The organism is Roseovarius sp. MMSF_3298, assembly GCF_030733705.1.
Taxonomy (GTDB): domain Bacteria; phylum Pseudomonadota; class Alphaproteobacteria; order Rhodobacterales; family Rhodobacteraceae; genus Roseovarius; species Roseovarius confluentis.
In genome coordinates this window covers 18740-33371 of the sequence record NZ_JASHIN010000010.1, presented here as the reverse complement: position 1 = coordinate 33371, position 14632 = coordinate 18740, and the positions used below count along the sequence as shown (strand labels likewise).

General features: G+C 66.1%; 14 protein-coding genes. 6 read left to right on the top strand and 8 right to left on the bottom strand.

The annotated features are described in order from the left end of the window. Positions 1 to 159: 159 nt before the first annotated feature. The 4 genes from RBB18_RS10750 to RBB18_RS10735 form a co-directional block, all read right to left on the bottom strand. The gene (locus RBB18_RS10750; protein WP_306111388.1) at positions 160 to 324 is read right to left on the bottom strand and encodes a hypothetical protein; all 165 of its coding nucleotides are present in this window, start codon (positions 322 to 324) and stop codon (positions 160 to 162) included. A gap of 87 nt (positions 325 to 411) precedes the next feature. Continuing rightward, positions 412 to 915 carry a phage tail protein gene (locus RBB18_RS10745; RefSeq protein ID WP_306111387.1) on the bottom strand — a complete coding sequence of 168 codons (504 nt, stop codon included), beginning with the start codon at positions 913 to 915 and terminating at the stop codon, positions 412 to 414. A gap of 497 nt (positions 916 to 1412) precedes the next feature. After that, positions 1413 to 4178: a [protein-PII] uridylyltransferase gene (locus RBB18_RS10740; RefSeq protein ID WP_103763737.1), complete on the bottom strand. Its 2766-nt coding sequence runs from the start codon at positions 4176 to 4178 to the stop codon at positions 1413 to 1415. Between the two features lie 22 nt (positions 4179 to 4200). After that, positions 4201 to 5385 (bottom strand): penicillin-binding protein activator, encoded by a 1185-nt coding sequence (locus RBB18_RS10735; protein WP_103763736.1) that lies wholly within the window; start codon positions 5383 to 5385, stop codon positions 4201 to 4203. Positions 5386 to 5471: 86 nt separating this feature from the next. Here RBB18_RS10735 and rsmI point away from each other — a divergent pair, with 86 nt between their 5' ends. The 4 genes from rsmI to RBB18_RS10715 are packed head-to-tail and all read left to right on the top strand — an operon-like array spanning position 5472 to position 8661. Next, positions 5472 to 6326 carry a 16S rRNA (cytidine(1402)-2'-O)-methyltransferase gene (gene rsmI / locus RBB18_RS10730; RefSeq protein ID WP_103763874.1) on the top strand — a complete coding sequence of 285 codons (855 nt, stop codon included), beginning with the start codon at positions 5472 to 5474 and terminating at the stop codon, positions 6324 to 6326. Positions 6327 to 6385: 59 nt separating this feature from the next. Further along, positions 6386 to 6775, top strand: a complete 390-nt coding sequence (locus tag RBB18_RS10725) for a YraN family protein (RefSeq protein ID WP_103763735.1) — start codon at positions 6386 to 6388, stop codon at positions 6773 to 6775. A gap of 57 nt (positions 6776 to 6832) precedes the next feature. Further along, a complete protein-coding gene (gshB, locus tag RBB18_RS10720; protein ID WP_103763734.1) occupies positions 6833 to 7768 on the top strand; it encodes a glutathione synthase in 936 nt (311 codons plus the stop codon). Further along, positions 7765 to 8661 (top strand): alpha/beta hydrolase, encoded by an 897-nt coding sequence (locus RBB18_RS10715; protein WP_306111386.1) that lies wholly within the window; start codon positions 7765 to 7767, stop codon positions 8659 to 8661. The genes gshB and RBB18_RS10715 overlap by 4 nt, the downstream gene beginning before the upstream one ends. On the opposite strand, the gene RBB18_RS10710 is transcribed toward RBB18_RS10715, so the two are convergent. The 4 genes from RBB18_RS10710 to RBB18_RS10695 form a co-directional block, all read right to left on the bottom strand. Next, positions 8639 to 10153, bottom strand: a complete 1515-nt coding sequence (locus RBB18_RS10710; RefSeq protein ID WP_306111385.1) for a YifB family Mg chelatase-like AAA ATPase — start codon at positions 10151 to 10153, stop codon at positions 8639 to 8641. The two genes, RBB18_RS10715 and RBB18_RS10710, sit on opposite strands and share 23 nt — an antisense overlap. A 132-nt stretch (positions 10154 to 10285) precedes the next feature. After that, positions 10286 to 11164, bottom strand: a complete 879-nt coding sequence (locus RBB18_RS10705; protein WP_274593874.1) for a glutathione S-transferase — start codon at positions 11162 to 11164, stop codon at positions 10286 to 10288. A gap of 58 nt (positions 11165 to 11222) precedes the next feature. Then, entirely contained in the window at positions 11223 to 11798 is a 576-nt protein-coding gene (locus RBB18_RS10700) for a histidine phosphatase family protein (protein ID WP_306111384.1), read from the bottom strand. Further along, positions 11795 to 12286 carry a bifunctional adenosylcobinamide kinase/adenosylcobinamide-phosphate guanylyltransferase gene (locus tag RBB18_RS10695; protein WP_274593876.1) on the bottom strand — a complete coding sequence of 164 codons (492 nt, stop codon included), beginning with the start codon at positions 12284 to 12286 and terminating at the stop codon, positions 11795 to 11797. The genes RBB18_RS10700 and RBB18_RS10695 overlap by 4 nt, the downstream gene beginning before the upstream one ends. Before the next feature lie 102 nt (positions 12287 to 12388). On the opposite strand from RBB18_RS10695, the gene RBB18_RS10690 reads away from it, so the two are divergent. Then, on the top strand, positions 12389 to 13267 hold the full coding sequence (locus RBB18_RS10690) for an RNA polymerase factor sigma-32 (RefSeq protein WP_306111383.1): 879 nt from the start codon (positions 12389 to 12391) through the stop codon (positions 13265 to 13267). Between the two features lie 133 nt (positions 13268 to 13400). After that, a complete protein-coding gene (gene coaBC, locus RBB18_RS10685) occupies positions 13401 to 14594 on the top strand; it encodes a bifunctional phosphopantothenoylcysteine decarboxylase/phosphopantothenate--cysteine ligase CoaBC (protein ID WP_306111382.1) in 1194 nt (397 codons plus the stop codon). The last annotated feature ends 38 nt before the right edge of the window (positions 14595 to 14632 follow it).

The following is a 14632-nucleotide window of genomic DNA, read 5'->3' as shown; positions in this document are numbered from 1 at the left end:
GCGCGTGCCGGAATTTTCGGAAATTCCGGGCGTGAAAATACGTATTTTCACGGCCATTTCCTGCGCAGGAAATGGGGCCTGCAGGAACCTGCGGTGGAGTTGAAGCGCGATGACCGCTGCGAGCCCTTTGCGAGACATTAGTATCGAGTCACCAGCCGGTTAACAGCCGCGAAGCGGCCCGGCCATCGTCAGCCCCTCCCTTGGGCTGGCGATTTGGCTGAGGCTGGGCGCAACGATCATTCCGAGGATGTATTTGGCAGGCATAAAGGGCTTCAGAATTGCCGTCGGATCGCCACCCCAGGGGCTGACGCTCGCCTCCGTCATGAACGGCAGCTCCGTCCGCATTGGCGACCTTCAGGCAGCTTGCGACGAAGGACCGGACCGAGCCCTCGCCGCTCAGTCGCCGCGGCCTCAGGTCTCGGTCGGTTCAGTGACGTCCCTGTCACGCTCCCACCCTTCATGTTGCAGGGTTATGCGTTCGATCGCGGCCATGGCCTCGCCTTGGCTGTCCAACTCGGGGAGTGCCTCGTAGTCCGATACCCAAGCGCGGAAAACGTTGTAGCGAATAACGAGCTGTCCGGAGAGATTGTAGAGCTCGACCTGGATATCCTTGCGCATGTTCTTGAGCGAGACTGCCGCATCACCTTGCAGGCTGAAGACCTGATTGGCCCAATCCTCGAACGCGGTGTCGTGCGTGATGCCGCGTTCCATGGTGATGGGTTCATAAGCGGTTTTGCCAGGAGAGCGGAGGGGGCGGCTGAGGGCGCCGCCTTCGCGGAGACTGAGAACCTCGGTCGAGCGTTTGAGCGCACTGACCTTGCTGATGCCCGCAACGAAACGGCCGTCCCACTTCACACGAAACTTGAAGTTCTTGTAGGGGTCGAGGCGATGGGTGTTGACGGAGAACTGGGCCATGAAATGTCTCCTGAGAATAGGCGCAGGATATGAATAAAAACGCCAAATTGCCAGAAATGAAGTCGAGGGCTCAACAAGTCGACCGGCGCTCACCGTTCAGACGCTTTCGGGGAGATGGCAACCCGAAGCATGCGTTGGCGTCGTCGCAGAGAAAGTCCGCTTCGTCCCGCATGGCGGACGGTCGAAGGCAGCGCCCCGCGCGGGATCAAGGTGCAGCTTGCTGCACCGCCGCGCATCGCGCCAGAGGCGCGTCACTTTTTATGCGTGCCTTCGGCGCGACGGGCCGCTCCACCGGCACGGCGATTTGGTGAGGCTGGTTGCGCCGTTCGGAGGTTTTGCGGAGTTCGCGGGGATAAAGTGCAGCAGAACCATCGTTGGAACGCCGCGCCGCGGCCCGTCGAGGCGCGGCAACAACGAACAACCGTTTGCTCTGTCCCGCACAACCGCCATTCGTGGCAACCTATTCAATGCCGGGGGCTACACTTTCACGCCCGTTTTCAGCGGATCGCCTGTTCGACGCCGTCCGAAATCGCCTCGCGCAACTTGCGTTCCAGCGCCCGCTGCTTGGCGGGGGAATAGAATTTCAGGCCGAACATGTCCTTGACGTAGAACGTGTCGACCACCTGTTCACCATAGGTCGCGATCACCGCCGAGTTGATGTAGACGTTGCCATTGGAAAGCGTGCGCGTCAGGTCGAACAGCAGGCCGGGGCGGTCGCGGGTGTCGACCTCGATGATCGTGTAGATTTCCGAGCCTTCGTTGTCGAAGGTGATGTGGGTGGGCACACGGAAGGCGCGTTCGCGTTTCTTGATCTTGTCGCGCGATTGCATCGCGTCGCCGGTGATGACCTCGCCCCCGAGGGTTTTGCGGATCATCTGGGTCAGGCGCGGCAGTCGGTCGGCCTCGTAGGGGCTGCCGTCGGCGTCCTGGATCCAGAAGGCGGCGGTGGCATAGCCGTCCTTGGTGGTATAGGTGCGCGCGTCCACCACGTTGGCGCCCACCAGCGCCAGCGCGCCGCACATGCGGCTGAAGATGCCGGGGTGGTCGGCCAGCGCAAAGCAGACGCGCGTGGCGTCGCGGTCCTCGTCGGGGGTGAGCTGAATGCGCATCTCGTTCTCGGAAATGTCGCGCAGCAGGAGGGCGAAATCTTCGTGCGCGGTGACGTGCAGGCCCTGCCAGTAGGGCGGGTAGTGGCGCTCCAGCTCGGTCTTGAGGTCCTTTGCGTCCCAGTCGGTGAGGGCCTCGCGCAGATTGCGCTTGGCGTCGGTGCCGCGCTGTTCGCGGTTGAGCGCCTCGAGCCCGCCTTCCATGGCGCGGCGCGTCTGGCGGTAGAGCGCGCGGATGAGCGAGGCCTTCCAGTTGTTCCACGTGTTCGGCCCGACGCCGCGAATGTCGCAGACGGTCAGCACGCAAAGAAGATCGAGCCGTTCGCGGGTCTGCACAGCCTTGGCGAAGTCGCGCACGGTGCGCGGGTCGGCGATGTCGCGCTTCTGGGCCATGTCGGACATCAGCAGGTGATAGCGCACCAGCCATTCGACCGTGTCGACCTCCTTGGGTTTCAACCCCAGCCGGGGGGCGACGCGGCGGGCGATGCGGGCGCCGAGGATCGAGTGATCCTCGTCCCGGCCCTTGCCGATGTCGTGCAAGAGCATGGCGACGTAAAGCACCTTGCGGTTCACGCCGGCATCGAGGATCGAGGACGCGATCGGCAGGTCCTCGGTCAACTCCTTGCGCTCGATCTTGGAGAGCTGGCTGACGCACTGGATGGTGTGCTCGTCCACCGTGTAGCTGTGATACATGTTGAACTGCATCATGGCCCTGATCGGCTCGAATTCGGGGATGATGGCCGACAGCACGCCAAGCTCGTTCATCCGGCGCAGCGCCCGTTCGGGGTTGCCGTGCTTCAGCAGCAGCCCGAGGAACAGTTTGCGGGCCTCGGGGCTTTCGCGGAAGCTTTCGGTGATGAGGTCGAGATTGGCGGTGACAAGCCGCATCGCGTCGGGGTGGATCAGCAGCCCGGTGCGCAGGCCTTCCTCGAACACGCGCAAGAGGTTGAGCGGGTCCGACAGGAAGTCTTTCTCGTCTACAATGGCCAGCCTCCCGTGGACTTCCTTGTAGCCGTCCTTGAGCTTGCGCTTGCGGGTGAAAAGGCGTTGCAGCAGAGGCTCGGATTTCACATGCGCCGCTTCCAGCTTGGTCAGGAAGATGCGGGTGAGGTCGCCGACGGCGGTGGCGTGGCGGAAATACTCCTGCATGAACACCTCGACCGCGCGGCGCCCGGCGCGGTCCTTGTAGCCCATGCGCTCGGCCACTTCGACCTGAAGGTCGAAGGTCAGTTGCTCGGTCGCGCGGTTGGTGACGAGGTGAAGGTGGCATCGGGTGGCCCAGAGAAAGGTCTCGGCCTTGAGGAAGGTTTCGAACTCGTCTTCCATGAAAAGGCCGTGGTCCACGAGGTCGGACACCTTGTCGACGTGGTAGAGGTACTTGGAAATCCAGAACAGCGATTGCAGGTCGCGCAGACCGCCCTTGCCCTCCTTGACGTTGGGCTCGACCATGTAGCGTTCGCCCTGCTTTTCGTGACGGGCGTCGCGTTCTTCCAGTTTGGCTTCGACGAATTCGCGTTCGGTGCCCTTGAAGAGATCGTTGCGCAGGCGGTGGTCGAGATCGCCCGCCAGCCTGTCGTCGCCGTAAAGCAGGCGCTTTTCCAGCAGCGTGGTGCGGATCGTGAAATCGTCCGTCCCGAGGCGGATGCATTCGCGGATCGTGCGGCTGGCGTGCCCGACTTTCAGCTTGAGGTCCCACAGCATGTAGAGCGTGCTTTCGATCACGCTCTCGGCCCAGGCGGTCATCTTGTAGGGCGTGAGAAACAGCAGGTCGACATCCGAGAAAGGCGCCATTTCCCCCCGGCCATAGCCGCCAACGGCAAAGACCGTCAGGCGCTCGGATTCGGTGGGGTTGGGCAGGGGGTGCAGGTAGCGGCTGGCCACTTGCAGGGCGGTCATCACGGCGCAGTCGGTGAGCCAGGTGTAGGCGCGCGTCGCCTCGCGTGCGGCGAAGGGCGTCTGCAGAAGCGCCTCGGCAATGGCGGCGTAGCCCGCCGTCATGGCCTCGCGCGTCGCGGTCATCGTCTCGCGGCGCAGGGCGACGGTATCCGACGGGTCGGCCTCGCGCACGGCGTCGATGCGCGCCTGCACGGCGTCCTGGTCGAAAATGACCTCGGCCGGACAGATCAGCGCGTCCGGCGGCGTCAGCGTGTCCTTCATGGCATGGGTCGGCGGCGCGGGATCAGAGACCCGCGCGACCGAAGCTGGCGGGGGCGGGCGACAGCACCACGACCTGCTGGTTGCGGATGGTGGCCACCGCAAGGCCGCGCTGGGTCGTACCGTTGGGCAGGAAGCGGAAGATGCCGTTGACGCCCTGGAAGCCGGACGATTGCGTCAGGCGGGAGCGCGACAGGGCATCGGCCCGGCCGGAGCTGGTCAGCGCCCCGATGGCGGCGATGGCGTCGTAGCTGAGACCGGCAAGATCATGCGGCGGGTTGCCGTTGGCCGCCTGGAAGCGCGATTTGAACTGGTTGGCGCGCTGCGGGTCGGGAATGGCGAACCAGCCGCCCTGAACGCCCGGCAGCGTGCGGGTCTGCGCCGGCTCGTCCCAGCGGGCAAGGCCGATATACTGCATCTCGGCCGGGGACAGGCCCGCCTCGGGCAGCATCTGAGAAAAGAGTGGCAGCGCGCCGGCGGAATTGGCCGTCAGGAAGATCGCGTCGGCGCTGTTGGTCTGGGCGTTATCCTTGATCGCCGGGATGGCGCCGACGACACCGCCTTGCGAGAATTCGTAGTTCACCACGCCGGCCGATGTCGCGCCGTTGGCGCGAATGGCCTGGGCGATGGCGTCGCGGCCCAGTTCCCCGGCGAGGTTGCGCGAATGCACAGTCAAGATGCGGCGCTTGCCCTGGCTGACGGCATAGCCGGTCAGGCGATTGGCGGTATCCTGGAAAGTCTGGCCGAGGACCAGCAGATTGCCGCCCGCGATGGTGGGGTTGTTGGAGAAGGCCAGCACGTTGATGTTCTTGGGCGCCATTGCGACGGCGACGGCGTTGGCGGATTCGGCGTGCAGGGGGCCCACGATGATCTTGGCACCGTCGGCGGCGGCATTGAGCGCCGCCTGCTGGGCCTTGCCCGCATTGCCGGCAGTGCCGTAGACGCGCAGGTCGATATTGACGCCGGAAAGGTCCGCCACGGCCATGCGGGCGGCGTTTTCCAGGTCGCGCGCAAGGCGCTGTTCGTTCGGGTTTGCCGCGCCGTGCGGCACCAGCAGGGCGACCGGCACGGCGGCGCCCGGGTCGATCCGCTGGCCGCTATTGCCACCGACCACCGGTATGCCGGCGTCGCAGGCGGCGAGCAGCAGGAACGTGGCCAAGAGGGCAAGTCGGTGGAACGGCTTGCGGACGGCATCGAAAACGGCAAACATCAGGGTACGAACTCCTTCTTTCGCGCGGTCCGGGTGGACGGCGCAGTTGGTCACGATAATAGACGTCCAGAGAGGCGGGTCCAGTGATGAATCCCGACAAGCAGAGCCTTGCGCCCGGGCTGTACCTGGTGGCGACCCCGATCGGGGCGGCGCGGGACATCACGCTGCGCACGCTCGACATCCTTGCAGATGCCGATGTGCTGGCGGCGGAGGACACGCGCAGCCTGCGGCGACTGATGGAAATTCACGGTCTCAAGCTGAACGACAGACCGCTCGTGTCCTATCACGACCACAATGGCGACCGCGCCCGCCCGCGCCTGATGGCGGCGCTGGAGAGCGGCAAATCAGTGGTTTACGCGTCCGAGGCGGGCACGCCGATGGTGGCCGATCCGGGCTATGACCTGGCCCGCGCGGCGGTGGCGGAGGGGCATGCGCTGATCTCGGCGCCGGGGCCGTCGGCGGTCGTGACGGCGCTGACCGTGGCGGGATTGCCGACCGACAGGTTCTTTTTCGCGGGCTTCCTGCCGTCGGGCGGATCCAAGCGGAAATCCGCACTTCGGGAGGTGGCGGGCGTGCCCGGCACGCTGGTGTTTTACGAATCGCCCAAGCGGGTGGCGGCGATGCTGCGCGACGCGGCCGAGGTGCTGGGCGAGGAACGGCAGGCGGCGGTGTGCCGGGAACTTACGAAGAAATTCGAAGAGGTGCTGCGTGGCACGCTGAAGGAGCTGGCCGAACGCCTGCAAGCACAACCGGTCAAGGGCGAGATCGTCGTGGTGATCGAACGCGGAGCGGCAGAGGTAGGCAGTGCGGAGGATCTGGATGTGGCCCTGAGCGCGGCGCTGGAAACGCTGAGCGTGCGGGATGCGGCCGATACGGTGGCGGCGCGGCTGGGGCTGAAACGGCGGGTCGTGTATCAGCGGGCGCTGGAATTGAGCGGTTAGGAAAAAATTAGATGTTTTGGTGTGAGATGCCGGGGTGAGATGAAGTAAGGAAGACCGGAATGACATGCGACACCATCCTGCGCAGGCGCAGGGAACGCGGGCAACGCGCCTATCAGAAGGGGGCGTCCGCCGAGAAATCGGTCGCGCTGGACTATGACCGTCGTGGCGCCGACCTGTTGGAAACCCGTTGGCGCGGACAGGGGGGTGAGATCGACCTGATTTTTCTCGAAAACGGCGTTTACGTGTTCTGCGAGGTGAAGGCGTCGGATACGGTCGAAGGCGCGATGGCGCTGCTGCGCCCGGCCCAGATGCAGCGCATTCACGTGGCGGCGTCCGAATATCTTGGGCAGACGCCTGATGGGCAGCTTAGCGAGGTGCGCTTTGACCTCGCGGTCATGGACGGGCAAGGTATCGTGACGGTTATGGAAAACGCGTTCGGGCATTTCTGAATTGATCCCTGTCGGTGCTTGGCCCATGTAGAGGGCAGCACAAGACGGGGATGGCCCATGAAAATCGCCTTTCAGATGGATCCGATCGACGGGATCGACATTGACGGGGACAGCAGCTTTCGCCTGGCCGAAGAAGCGCAGGCGCGGGGCCACGAGCTGTTCTATTACACGCCCGACAAGCTGGCCTATGACCGGGGGCGGATCACCGCGCGGGGCTGGCCGCTGACGGTGCAGCGGGTGAAGGGCGATCATTTCAGCCTGGGCGAGGAGCGGGTTGCGGACCTGTCGGAGTTCGACGTTGTCTGGCTGCGCCAGGATCCGCCGTTCGACATGTTCTACATCACGACCACGCATCTGTTGGAGCGGGTGAAGGACACGACGCTGGTGGTGAACGACCCGTTCTGGGTGCGGAACTTTCCCGAGAAGCTGTTGATCCTAGACTTCCCGGAGTTGATGCCGCCCACGGCGATTGCCCGCGACCTGGGCACGATCCGCGCCTTCAAGGCCGAGCATGGCGACGTGATCCTGAAGCCGCTTTACGGCAATGGCGGCGCGGGGGTGTTTCACCTGCCCGAGAGCGACCGGAACCTTTCAAGCCTGCACGAGATGTTCACCGGGTTCAGCCGCGAGCCGCTTATCGTTCAGAAATACCTGCCCGAGATCAAGGACGGCGACAAGCGCGTGATCCTGGTGGATGGAGAGCCCGTGGGCGCGATCAACCGTCTGCCCGGCAAGGGCGAGGTGCGGTCGAACATGCATGTGGGCGGGCGACCCGAGAAGGTCAGCTTGAGCGATCGCGACCGGGAGATTTGTTCGATCATAGGCCCGCGGCTGCGCGAAGCTGGGCAGATTTTCGTGGGTATCGACGTGATCGGGCAGTACCTGACCGAGATCAACGTGACCTCGCCCACCGGTATCCAGGAGTTGGAGCGGTTCGACGGGACCAACGTGGCCGGGACGATCTGGGACGCGATCGAGGCGAAACGCGCATGAGCGTGATGCGGCCACTGCTGAACCGGTGGCTGCGGCTGACCGAGAAGCCGCACCTGCGCAAGGCCACGGTCGCCAAGGCGCGCAGTTCCTTCGAGACCAAGGCAAAGGTCCTGTTCCATGCGCCGCGCGGCACCTCTGTGGCCGAGGACGAGTTGGGCGAGGTGCCGGTGCTGTGGACATGGGCGCTGGGCACGGGGCGCGAGGACGGGCCATTGATCCTCTACTTCCATGGGGGTGGCTTCGTATTCGGCAGTCCTCGGGTCTATCGCAAGATGCTGGCGGTGTTGTCGCGCGAGGCGCGGGCGCCGGCAGCTTTGGTGCAGTACAGGCTGGCGCCGGAGACGCCTTTTCCCGGTGCGTTCGACGATTGCATGGCGGCGTATCGCGCGGTGATGGACCGGCCCGGCGGGGTGGTGCTGGCGGGCGACAGCGCGGGGGGATGCCTGGCGCTGGCGGTGCTGGCGGAGATCACGCGGGAGGGCCTGACGCAGCCCAGGGGCTGCATCGCCCTGTCGCCGGTGACGGATTTGACGTTTTCGGGTGACAGCATCCGTGAGAATGCCGAAAGCGAAGCGGTGCTGCCGATCGAGCGGGCCGAGGAAATGTGCGAATGGTATCTTGGGGACACGGACCCGAAAGACGTGCGCGTCTCGCCGCTTTTCGCCGATTTCGAGGGCGCGGCGCCGGTCTGGATCGGGGTGGGGGATACCGAGGTGCTGCGCGACGACACGCTTCGAATGGCGGCGCATTTGCGGGCGGCAGGCGTGGACGTGACGGAGGTGGTGGAGCACGACCTGCCGCATGTCTGGCCGCTGTTTCACAACCTGCTGCCCGAGGGGCGCGAGACCCTGGCGGATCTGGGAGACTGGATCAGGTCTCTTTCATCGACATAAGGCGGTAGCTGACGGCCTCGGCCACGTGGGGGCGAAGCACGTCGGTTGAGCCGTCGAGATCGGCGATGGTGCGGGCGACGCGCAGGACGCGGTGATAGCCGCGCGCCGAGAGCCCCATGCGTTCTGCCACGGTGTTCAGAAGGTCGCGGCCTTCGGTGTCGGGGGTCGCGATCTCTTCCAGGGCCTCGCCTTCGGCATCGGCATTGAGGCGCATGTCGGCGTGGTCGGCAAAGCGGGATTGTTGTACCGCCCTTGCCGTGGCGACCCGCTCGGCCATCTGGGCTGAGCTGTCGCCGGAGGGGGGCAGGTCAAGGTCGGTGAAGCTGACCGGGGGAACCTCGATGCGCAGGTCGAAGCGGTCCATCAGGGGGCCGGAAATGCGGGACATGTAATCCTCGCCGCATTGGGGCACGCGGGCGCAGGCGCGGGCCGGGTCGGGGAGGTAGCCGCATTTGCAGGGGTTGGCGGCAGCCACCAGCAGGAAGCGGCAGGGGTAGCGGACATGGGCGTTGGCGCGGGCGACGACGACCTCGCCCGTCTCGATGGGCTGGCGCAGGGTCTCAAGGACCGCGCGGGGGTATTCCGGAAACTCGTCCATGAAGAGCACGCCGTTATGGGCAAGGCTGATCTCGCCCGGACCCGCCCGCCGACCGCCGCCGACGATGGCGGCCATGGAGGCTGTGTGGTGCGGCTCGCGGAAGGGGCGCGTGCGGTTGATGCCGCCCTCGGTCAGCAGCCCGGCGAGGGAATGGATCATGGAGGTTTCCAGCGCCTCGGGCGCGGTGAGGGGCGGCAGGATGCCGGGCAGGCGGGCCGCCAGCATGGATTTGCCGGAGCCGGGCGTGCCGACCATCATCAGGTGATGCCGCCCGGCGGCGGCGATTTCGAGTGCGCGCTTGGCGCGTTCCTGTCCCTTGACGTCGCGCAGGTCGCGGCCGGAGGCGTCTGCCGTGACCTCGCCCGGTTCCGCCGGGGGCAGGGGAGACTGGCCGGTGTAATGGCGGACCACGTCGGCGAGGGTGGCGGCACCGATGACCTGCGTGGCGCCGACCCAGGCGGCCTCGGCCCCCGAGCCCTTTGGGCAGAGAAGCGTGCGGTCTTCCTCGGCCGCGGCCATGGCTGCGGGGAGAGCGCCGATGACGGGGATGAGGGAGCCGTCGAGAGAGAGTTCCCCGAGGCTGCAGGTGCACTCGACGGCGTCGGGGGGGATGATTTCCAGCGCGGCGAGCAGGGCGAGGGCGATGGGCAGGTCGAAATGGCTGCCTTCCTTGGGCATGTCGGCGGGCGACAGGTTGATGGTGATGCGCTTGGAGGGCAGGGCGATGGCCATCGACGAGAGCGCCGTACGCACGCGGTCGCGCGCCTCGGACACGGCCTTGTCGGGCAGGCCCACGAGCGAGAAGGCCGGGACGCCGGGGGTGACGGCGCATTGCACCTCGACCTGGCGGGCCTCGACGCCCTCGAAGGCGACGGTGTAGGCGCGGGCGACCATGGGGGACTCCGTTCCGTGAGAATGATTAACGGATAGCGCGCAAGTGGTTTAGGAATGGTTAACGCAGCCCCGACGGCGTGCGTGAGGCACGGTCGGGATTTGAGTATTTTTGGCAAGAAAAAGAGGGTGCTTTCAGGCGGTTCCGTCGCGCATTGCGGTGAAGGCGGGCCAGGCGTCGGGGTCGGCGACGGTCTTGTCGCGGCAGGTGGCGTTGCAGAAGCCGAAAATGCGGCCGCCGGTTTCCATGAGGTGCGTGGGGGCCTTGCCGGAATAGGGGCAGGCGGTGTTTTCGGGCGTGCCATCGGCGACGGGACGGGCCGGGGCGGTACGGGGGCCGGGCCATGTGGTGTGGTCGAGCGGCTGGTCATAGGGGACAGGGTCGTAGGACTTGGTGAGCCCGAGCGCGCGCCATTGGCGGAAGGATGTGTCGGCGAGGGTGGTGTCGACATAGGCTTGCGCGGTTTTGCCCACGGGCAGGGCGTAGCCCGCGATGCGGGCGGCGACAGGGGCGTAGAAGGCATCGGCGAGGCTGAAGCGCCCGAAGAGCCAAGGGCCGTCTGCGCCGTGGCGGCTGTGGGCGAGGGACCACAGGGTTTCGATGCGGGCGAGGTCGGCATTGACGGCGTCGGACGGCGTGAAGCCTTGCCATTGATGCCGAAGCTGCATCGAGCAGTCGGCGCGCAGGGCGGAAAAGCCGGAATGCATTTCCGCGGTGATCGAGCGGGCGAGGGCGCGGGCGGCGGGGTCGGCGGGCCAGAGACCGGCGTCGGGGTGACGTTCGGCCAGGGTTTCGGCCATGGCGAGGCTGTCGAAGATGACGATGCCGCCCTCGTCGCGCATCACCGGGACGAGGCGGGCCGGGACGAGATCCTTGAGGTCGTCGGCCATGGTGCCGTCGTAGAGCCCGACCATATGGGTGCGGTGGGGCAGGTCGAACTTTTCGAGCATGAGCCAGCCGCGCAGGGACCAGCTTGAAAAGGTGCGATCGCCGATGAAGAGATCGTATGTCATGGCGCGACGTTAGGCCGGGCCGGGAATGTGGCAAAGCGATCATTTGTGCGCATGTGCATCACGGGGCGTGATCGATGCCTTCGACGTGCCAGCCGGAGGGGACGTGGTGCAATTCGGTCACCGAAAGGGGGGCGATGTTGTGGGAGAACGCCTCGGTCGCGGTGAGGTCGAGGGCGCGCTGAAGCTGGGTGAGAATGACGCCGAGATGGGCGACGATCACCAGGTCGGCGCCGGGATGGGTGGCGATGAGCGCGTCGGTGGCGGCGTCCACGCGGGCGACAAGCTCGGGCCAAGTTTCGCCGGAGGGTGGGCGCACCTCGCCGGGGTGATCCCAGAACGCCCGGTAGCGGGCCTGGTCCTCGATGTCGTCGGGGGATTGCAGGTCCCAATCGCCGAAGTGAAGTTCCCGTAGGGCGGGATCGTGCGGCAGGCGCGTGCGATGTTGGGCCAGCGTGTCGGCAGTGGCGGCGGCGCGGCTGAGGTCGGAGGAGTCGAGCATGGCCGGTTTCGGCAGGTGGGCGTCAAGGCGGGCGATGCGCGCGGTGTCGGAGAGGTCGGCGGGCAGATCGGCCCAGCCGACGAGGCCTTTCGCGTGGGTGGGGCCATGCCGGACCCAGAAAAGGCGGGTTTTCACGGCAGGTCGCCTTTCAGCACCTGGGGCAGGCCGGCGATGACGTTGACCACGAGGCCGGCCTTGGCGGCCAGCTTGAGGTTCAGGCGGGAGAGCGCGGCGCAAGAGCCGGGCGGGTCGGACGGGGCTGGCTCGTGGCTCAGCACGATCACGGGCGCGGCGCAGAGGGCGAGGCCGGCCATCAGTTCCGCCTCGGCCTCGGCCGGGTCCTTGCCGTCGGCGATGAGGGTGTCGAGCCACGGCGGCAGCGCGTCCAGCAGGACGGCGGAGTCGCCGCTGATCCCGGCGAGCGTGCGGCCGATATCGCGCGGTGCGCGCAGGATGGTCCAGTCGGTTTCGCGGCCTGCAAGGCTGGATTGAGCTGCGGGATCGTCGGCGGGTGCGGTGAGGATGCAGACGGGACCGCGGCCCGTGCCCGTAACGAGGGTTTTCGCGAACCCGGCCTTGCCCGAGCCGGCGGTACCTAAAACAAAAGTGAGTCCCGGCAACATTTTTTTTGCATCCTTTTCGTGATCCGCGCGTTGAGATGATGCGTACCACCACCAAAGACGGCGAAAAAGCTGCTTTCAAATCGCGACCGGGAGTACTTCACCATGGCCTTGGATGGCAATTTCAGCACCAACATGTCACGCGCGGCGATGAAGGCCGAACTGCTTGACGCCGAAACCGAACTGACGCTGGCCTATGCCTGGCGCGACCAGCGGGACGAGGGGGCGCTGCACCGCCTGATCACCGCGTATATGCGCCTGGCGATTTCGATGGCGTCGAAATATCGCCGCTATGGTGCGCCGATGAACGACCTGATCCAGGAAGCGGGTCTTGGGCTGATGAAGGCTGCGGACAAGTTCGATCCGGACCGCGGCGTGCGGTTCTCGACATACGCGGTGTGGTGGATCAAGGCCAGTATCCAGGATTACGTGATGCGCAACTGGTCGATGGTGCGGACCGGCTCGACCAGCAGTCAGAAATCGCTGTTTTTCAACATGCGCCGGGTGCAGGCGCGGCTGGAGCGGGAATCCATGGCCAAGGGCGAGACGTTGGACCGGCACCAGATGCGCGAGATGATCGCCATCGAGGTCGGTGTCCCGCTGCGCGACGTGGAGATGATGGAAGGCCGGCTGTCCGGCTCGGATTTTTCGCTGAACGCGACGCAATCGACCGAGGATGAGGGCCGCGAGTGGATCGACACCATCGAGGATGACGGCAAGCGCGGTGATGAGCTGGTCGAGGAAGACCATGACCGGGGCGCGCTGCGTAATTGGCTGGGCGGTGCGATGTCCAAGCTGAACGAGCGCGAGCGGTTCATCGTGGTGCAGCGCAAGTTGCAGGACGAGGCGCGGACGCTGGAGAGCCTTGGCGAAGAGCTGAGCCTGTCGAAGGAGCGCGTGCGCCAGATCGAGGCGGCGGCGTTCCAGAAGATGCGCCGCTACCTGGAAAAACAGGGTGGCGAAGTGCAGAGCCTGCTGGTCTGATACCCGTCCGTTCCTGACGTATGAAATAACGCTGTCGCGGCCTGCGGCGGCGTTTTTTCATGTCGTGGGACCGGGCCTTGTACCGTGTCGGGTCCGGGCATAGTGTTTGGCCGAAGATTCAGGGAGCCGTCACATGCTGGCCGGAAAACGTGTTTTGCTGATCATCGGCGGCGGGATCGCGGCCTACAAGGCGCTGGACCTGATCCGGCGGCTGCGCGAACGAGGCGCGACGGTGACGCCGGTGCTGACGCGGGCGGGCGCGGAGTTCGTGACGCCGCTGTCGGTGTCGGCCCTGGCGGGGATGAAGGTGTTTCAGGACCTCTTTGACCTCACGGACGAGGCCGAGATGGGGCATATCGAGTTGAGCCGCAGCGCGGACCTGATCGTGGTGGCGCCTGCGACGGCGGATCTGATGGCGAAGATGGCAGGAGGCCAGGCGGATGATCTTGCCTCGACGCTATTGCTCGCGACGGACACAGCCGTGCTGCTGGCGCCGGCAATGAACGTGCGGATGTGGCAACATGCGGCGACGCAGCGCAATATCGCGACGCTGAAGGACGACGGGATCGGGTTTGTCGGGCCGAACGCGGGCGACATGGCGTGCGGCGAGCATGGGCCGGGCCGCATGTCCGAGCCGCTGGAGATCGTGGCGGCGGTGGAGGCGCGGCTGGCGCAGGGGCCGCTGGCGGGCAGGCGCGTGATCGTCACCTCGGGGCCGACGCATGAGCCAATCGACCCGGTGCGGTACATCGCCAACCGCTCTTCCGGCGCGCAGGGCACGGCGATTGCCAGGGCGCTGGCGGGCGCGGGGGCGGAGGTGGTTTTCGTCACGGGGCCGGCGGATGTGCCGCCGCCCGACGGTGTGGAGGTCGTGGCCGTCGAGACCGCGCAGGAGATGCTGGAGGCGGTGGAGGCCGCGCTGCCGGTTGATGCGGCGGTTTTTGCCGCCGCCGTTGCGGATTGGCGCGTGGCGAGCGCGGGAGCGCGCAAGATCAAGAAGGAAGGTGGCAAGCTGCCGGTGCTGGAGTTTGCCGAGAACCCCGATATCCTGGCCACCATCAGCCGGATGGAGGCCGGGCGACCGCCGCTGGTGGTGGGCTTTGCGGCCGAGACCGATGACGTGGTGGATCATGCCACGGCCAAGCGGGCGCGCAAGGGGTGCGACTGGATCGTGGCCAATGACGTGAGCCCGGCGACGGGCATCATGGGCGGTGCCGAGAATGCCGTGACGCTGATCACGGCCGACGGGGCCGAGGCTTGGCCGCACATGTCGAAGGCGGACGTGGCGCAACGGCTGGTGGCGCGGATCGCGGAGGCGTTGGGCTGAGGCGACGGTGGTTGCGCCCGAAGAGTATCTTGCCTTCG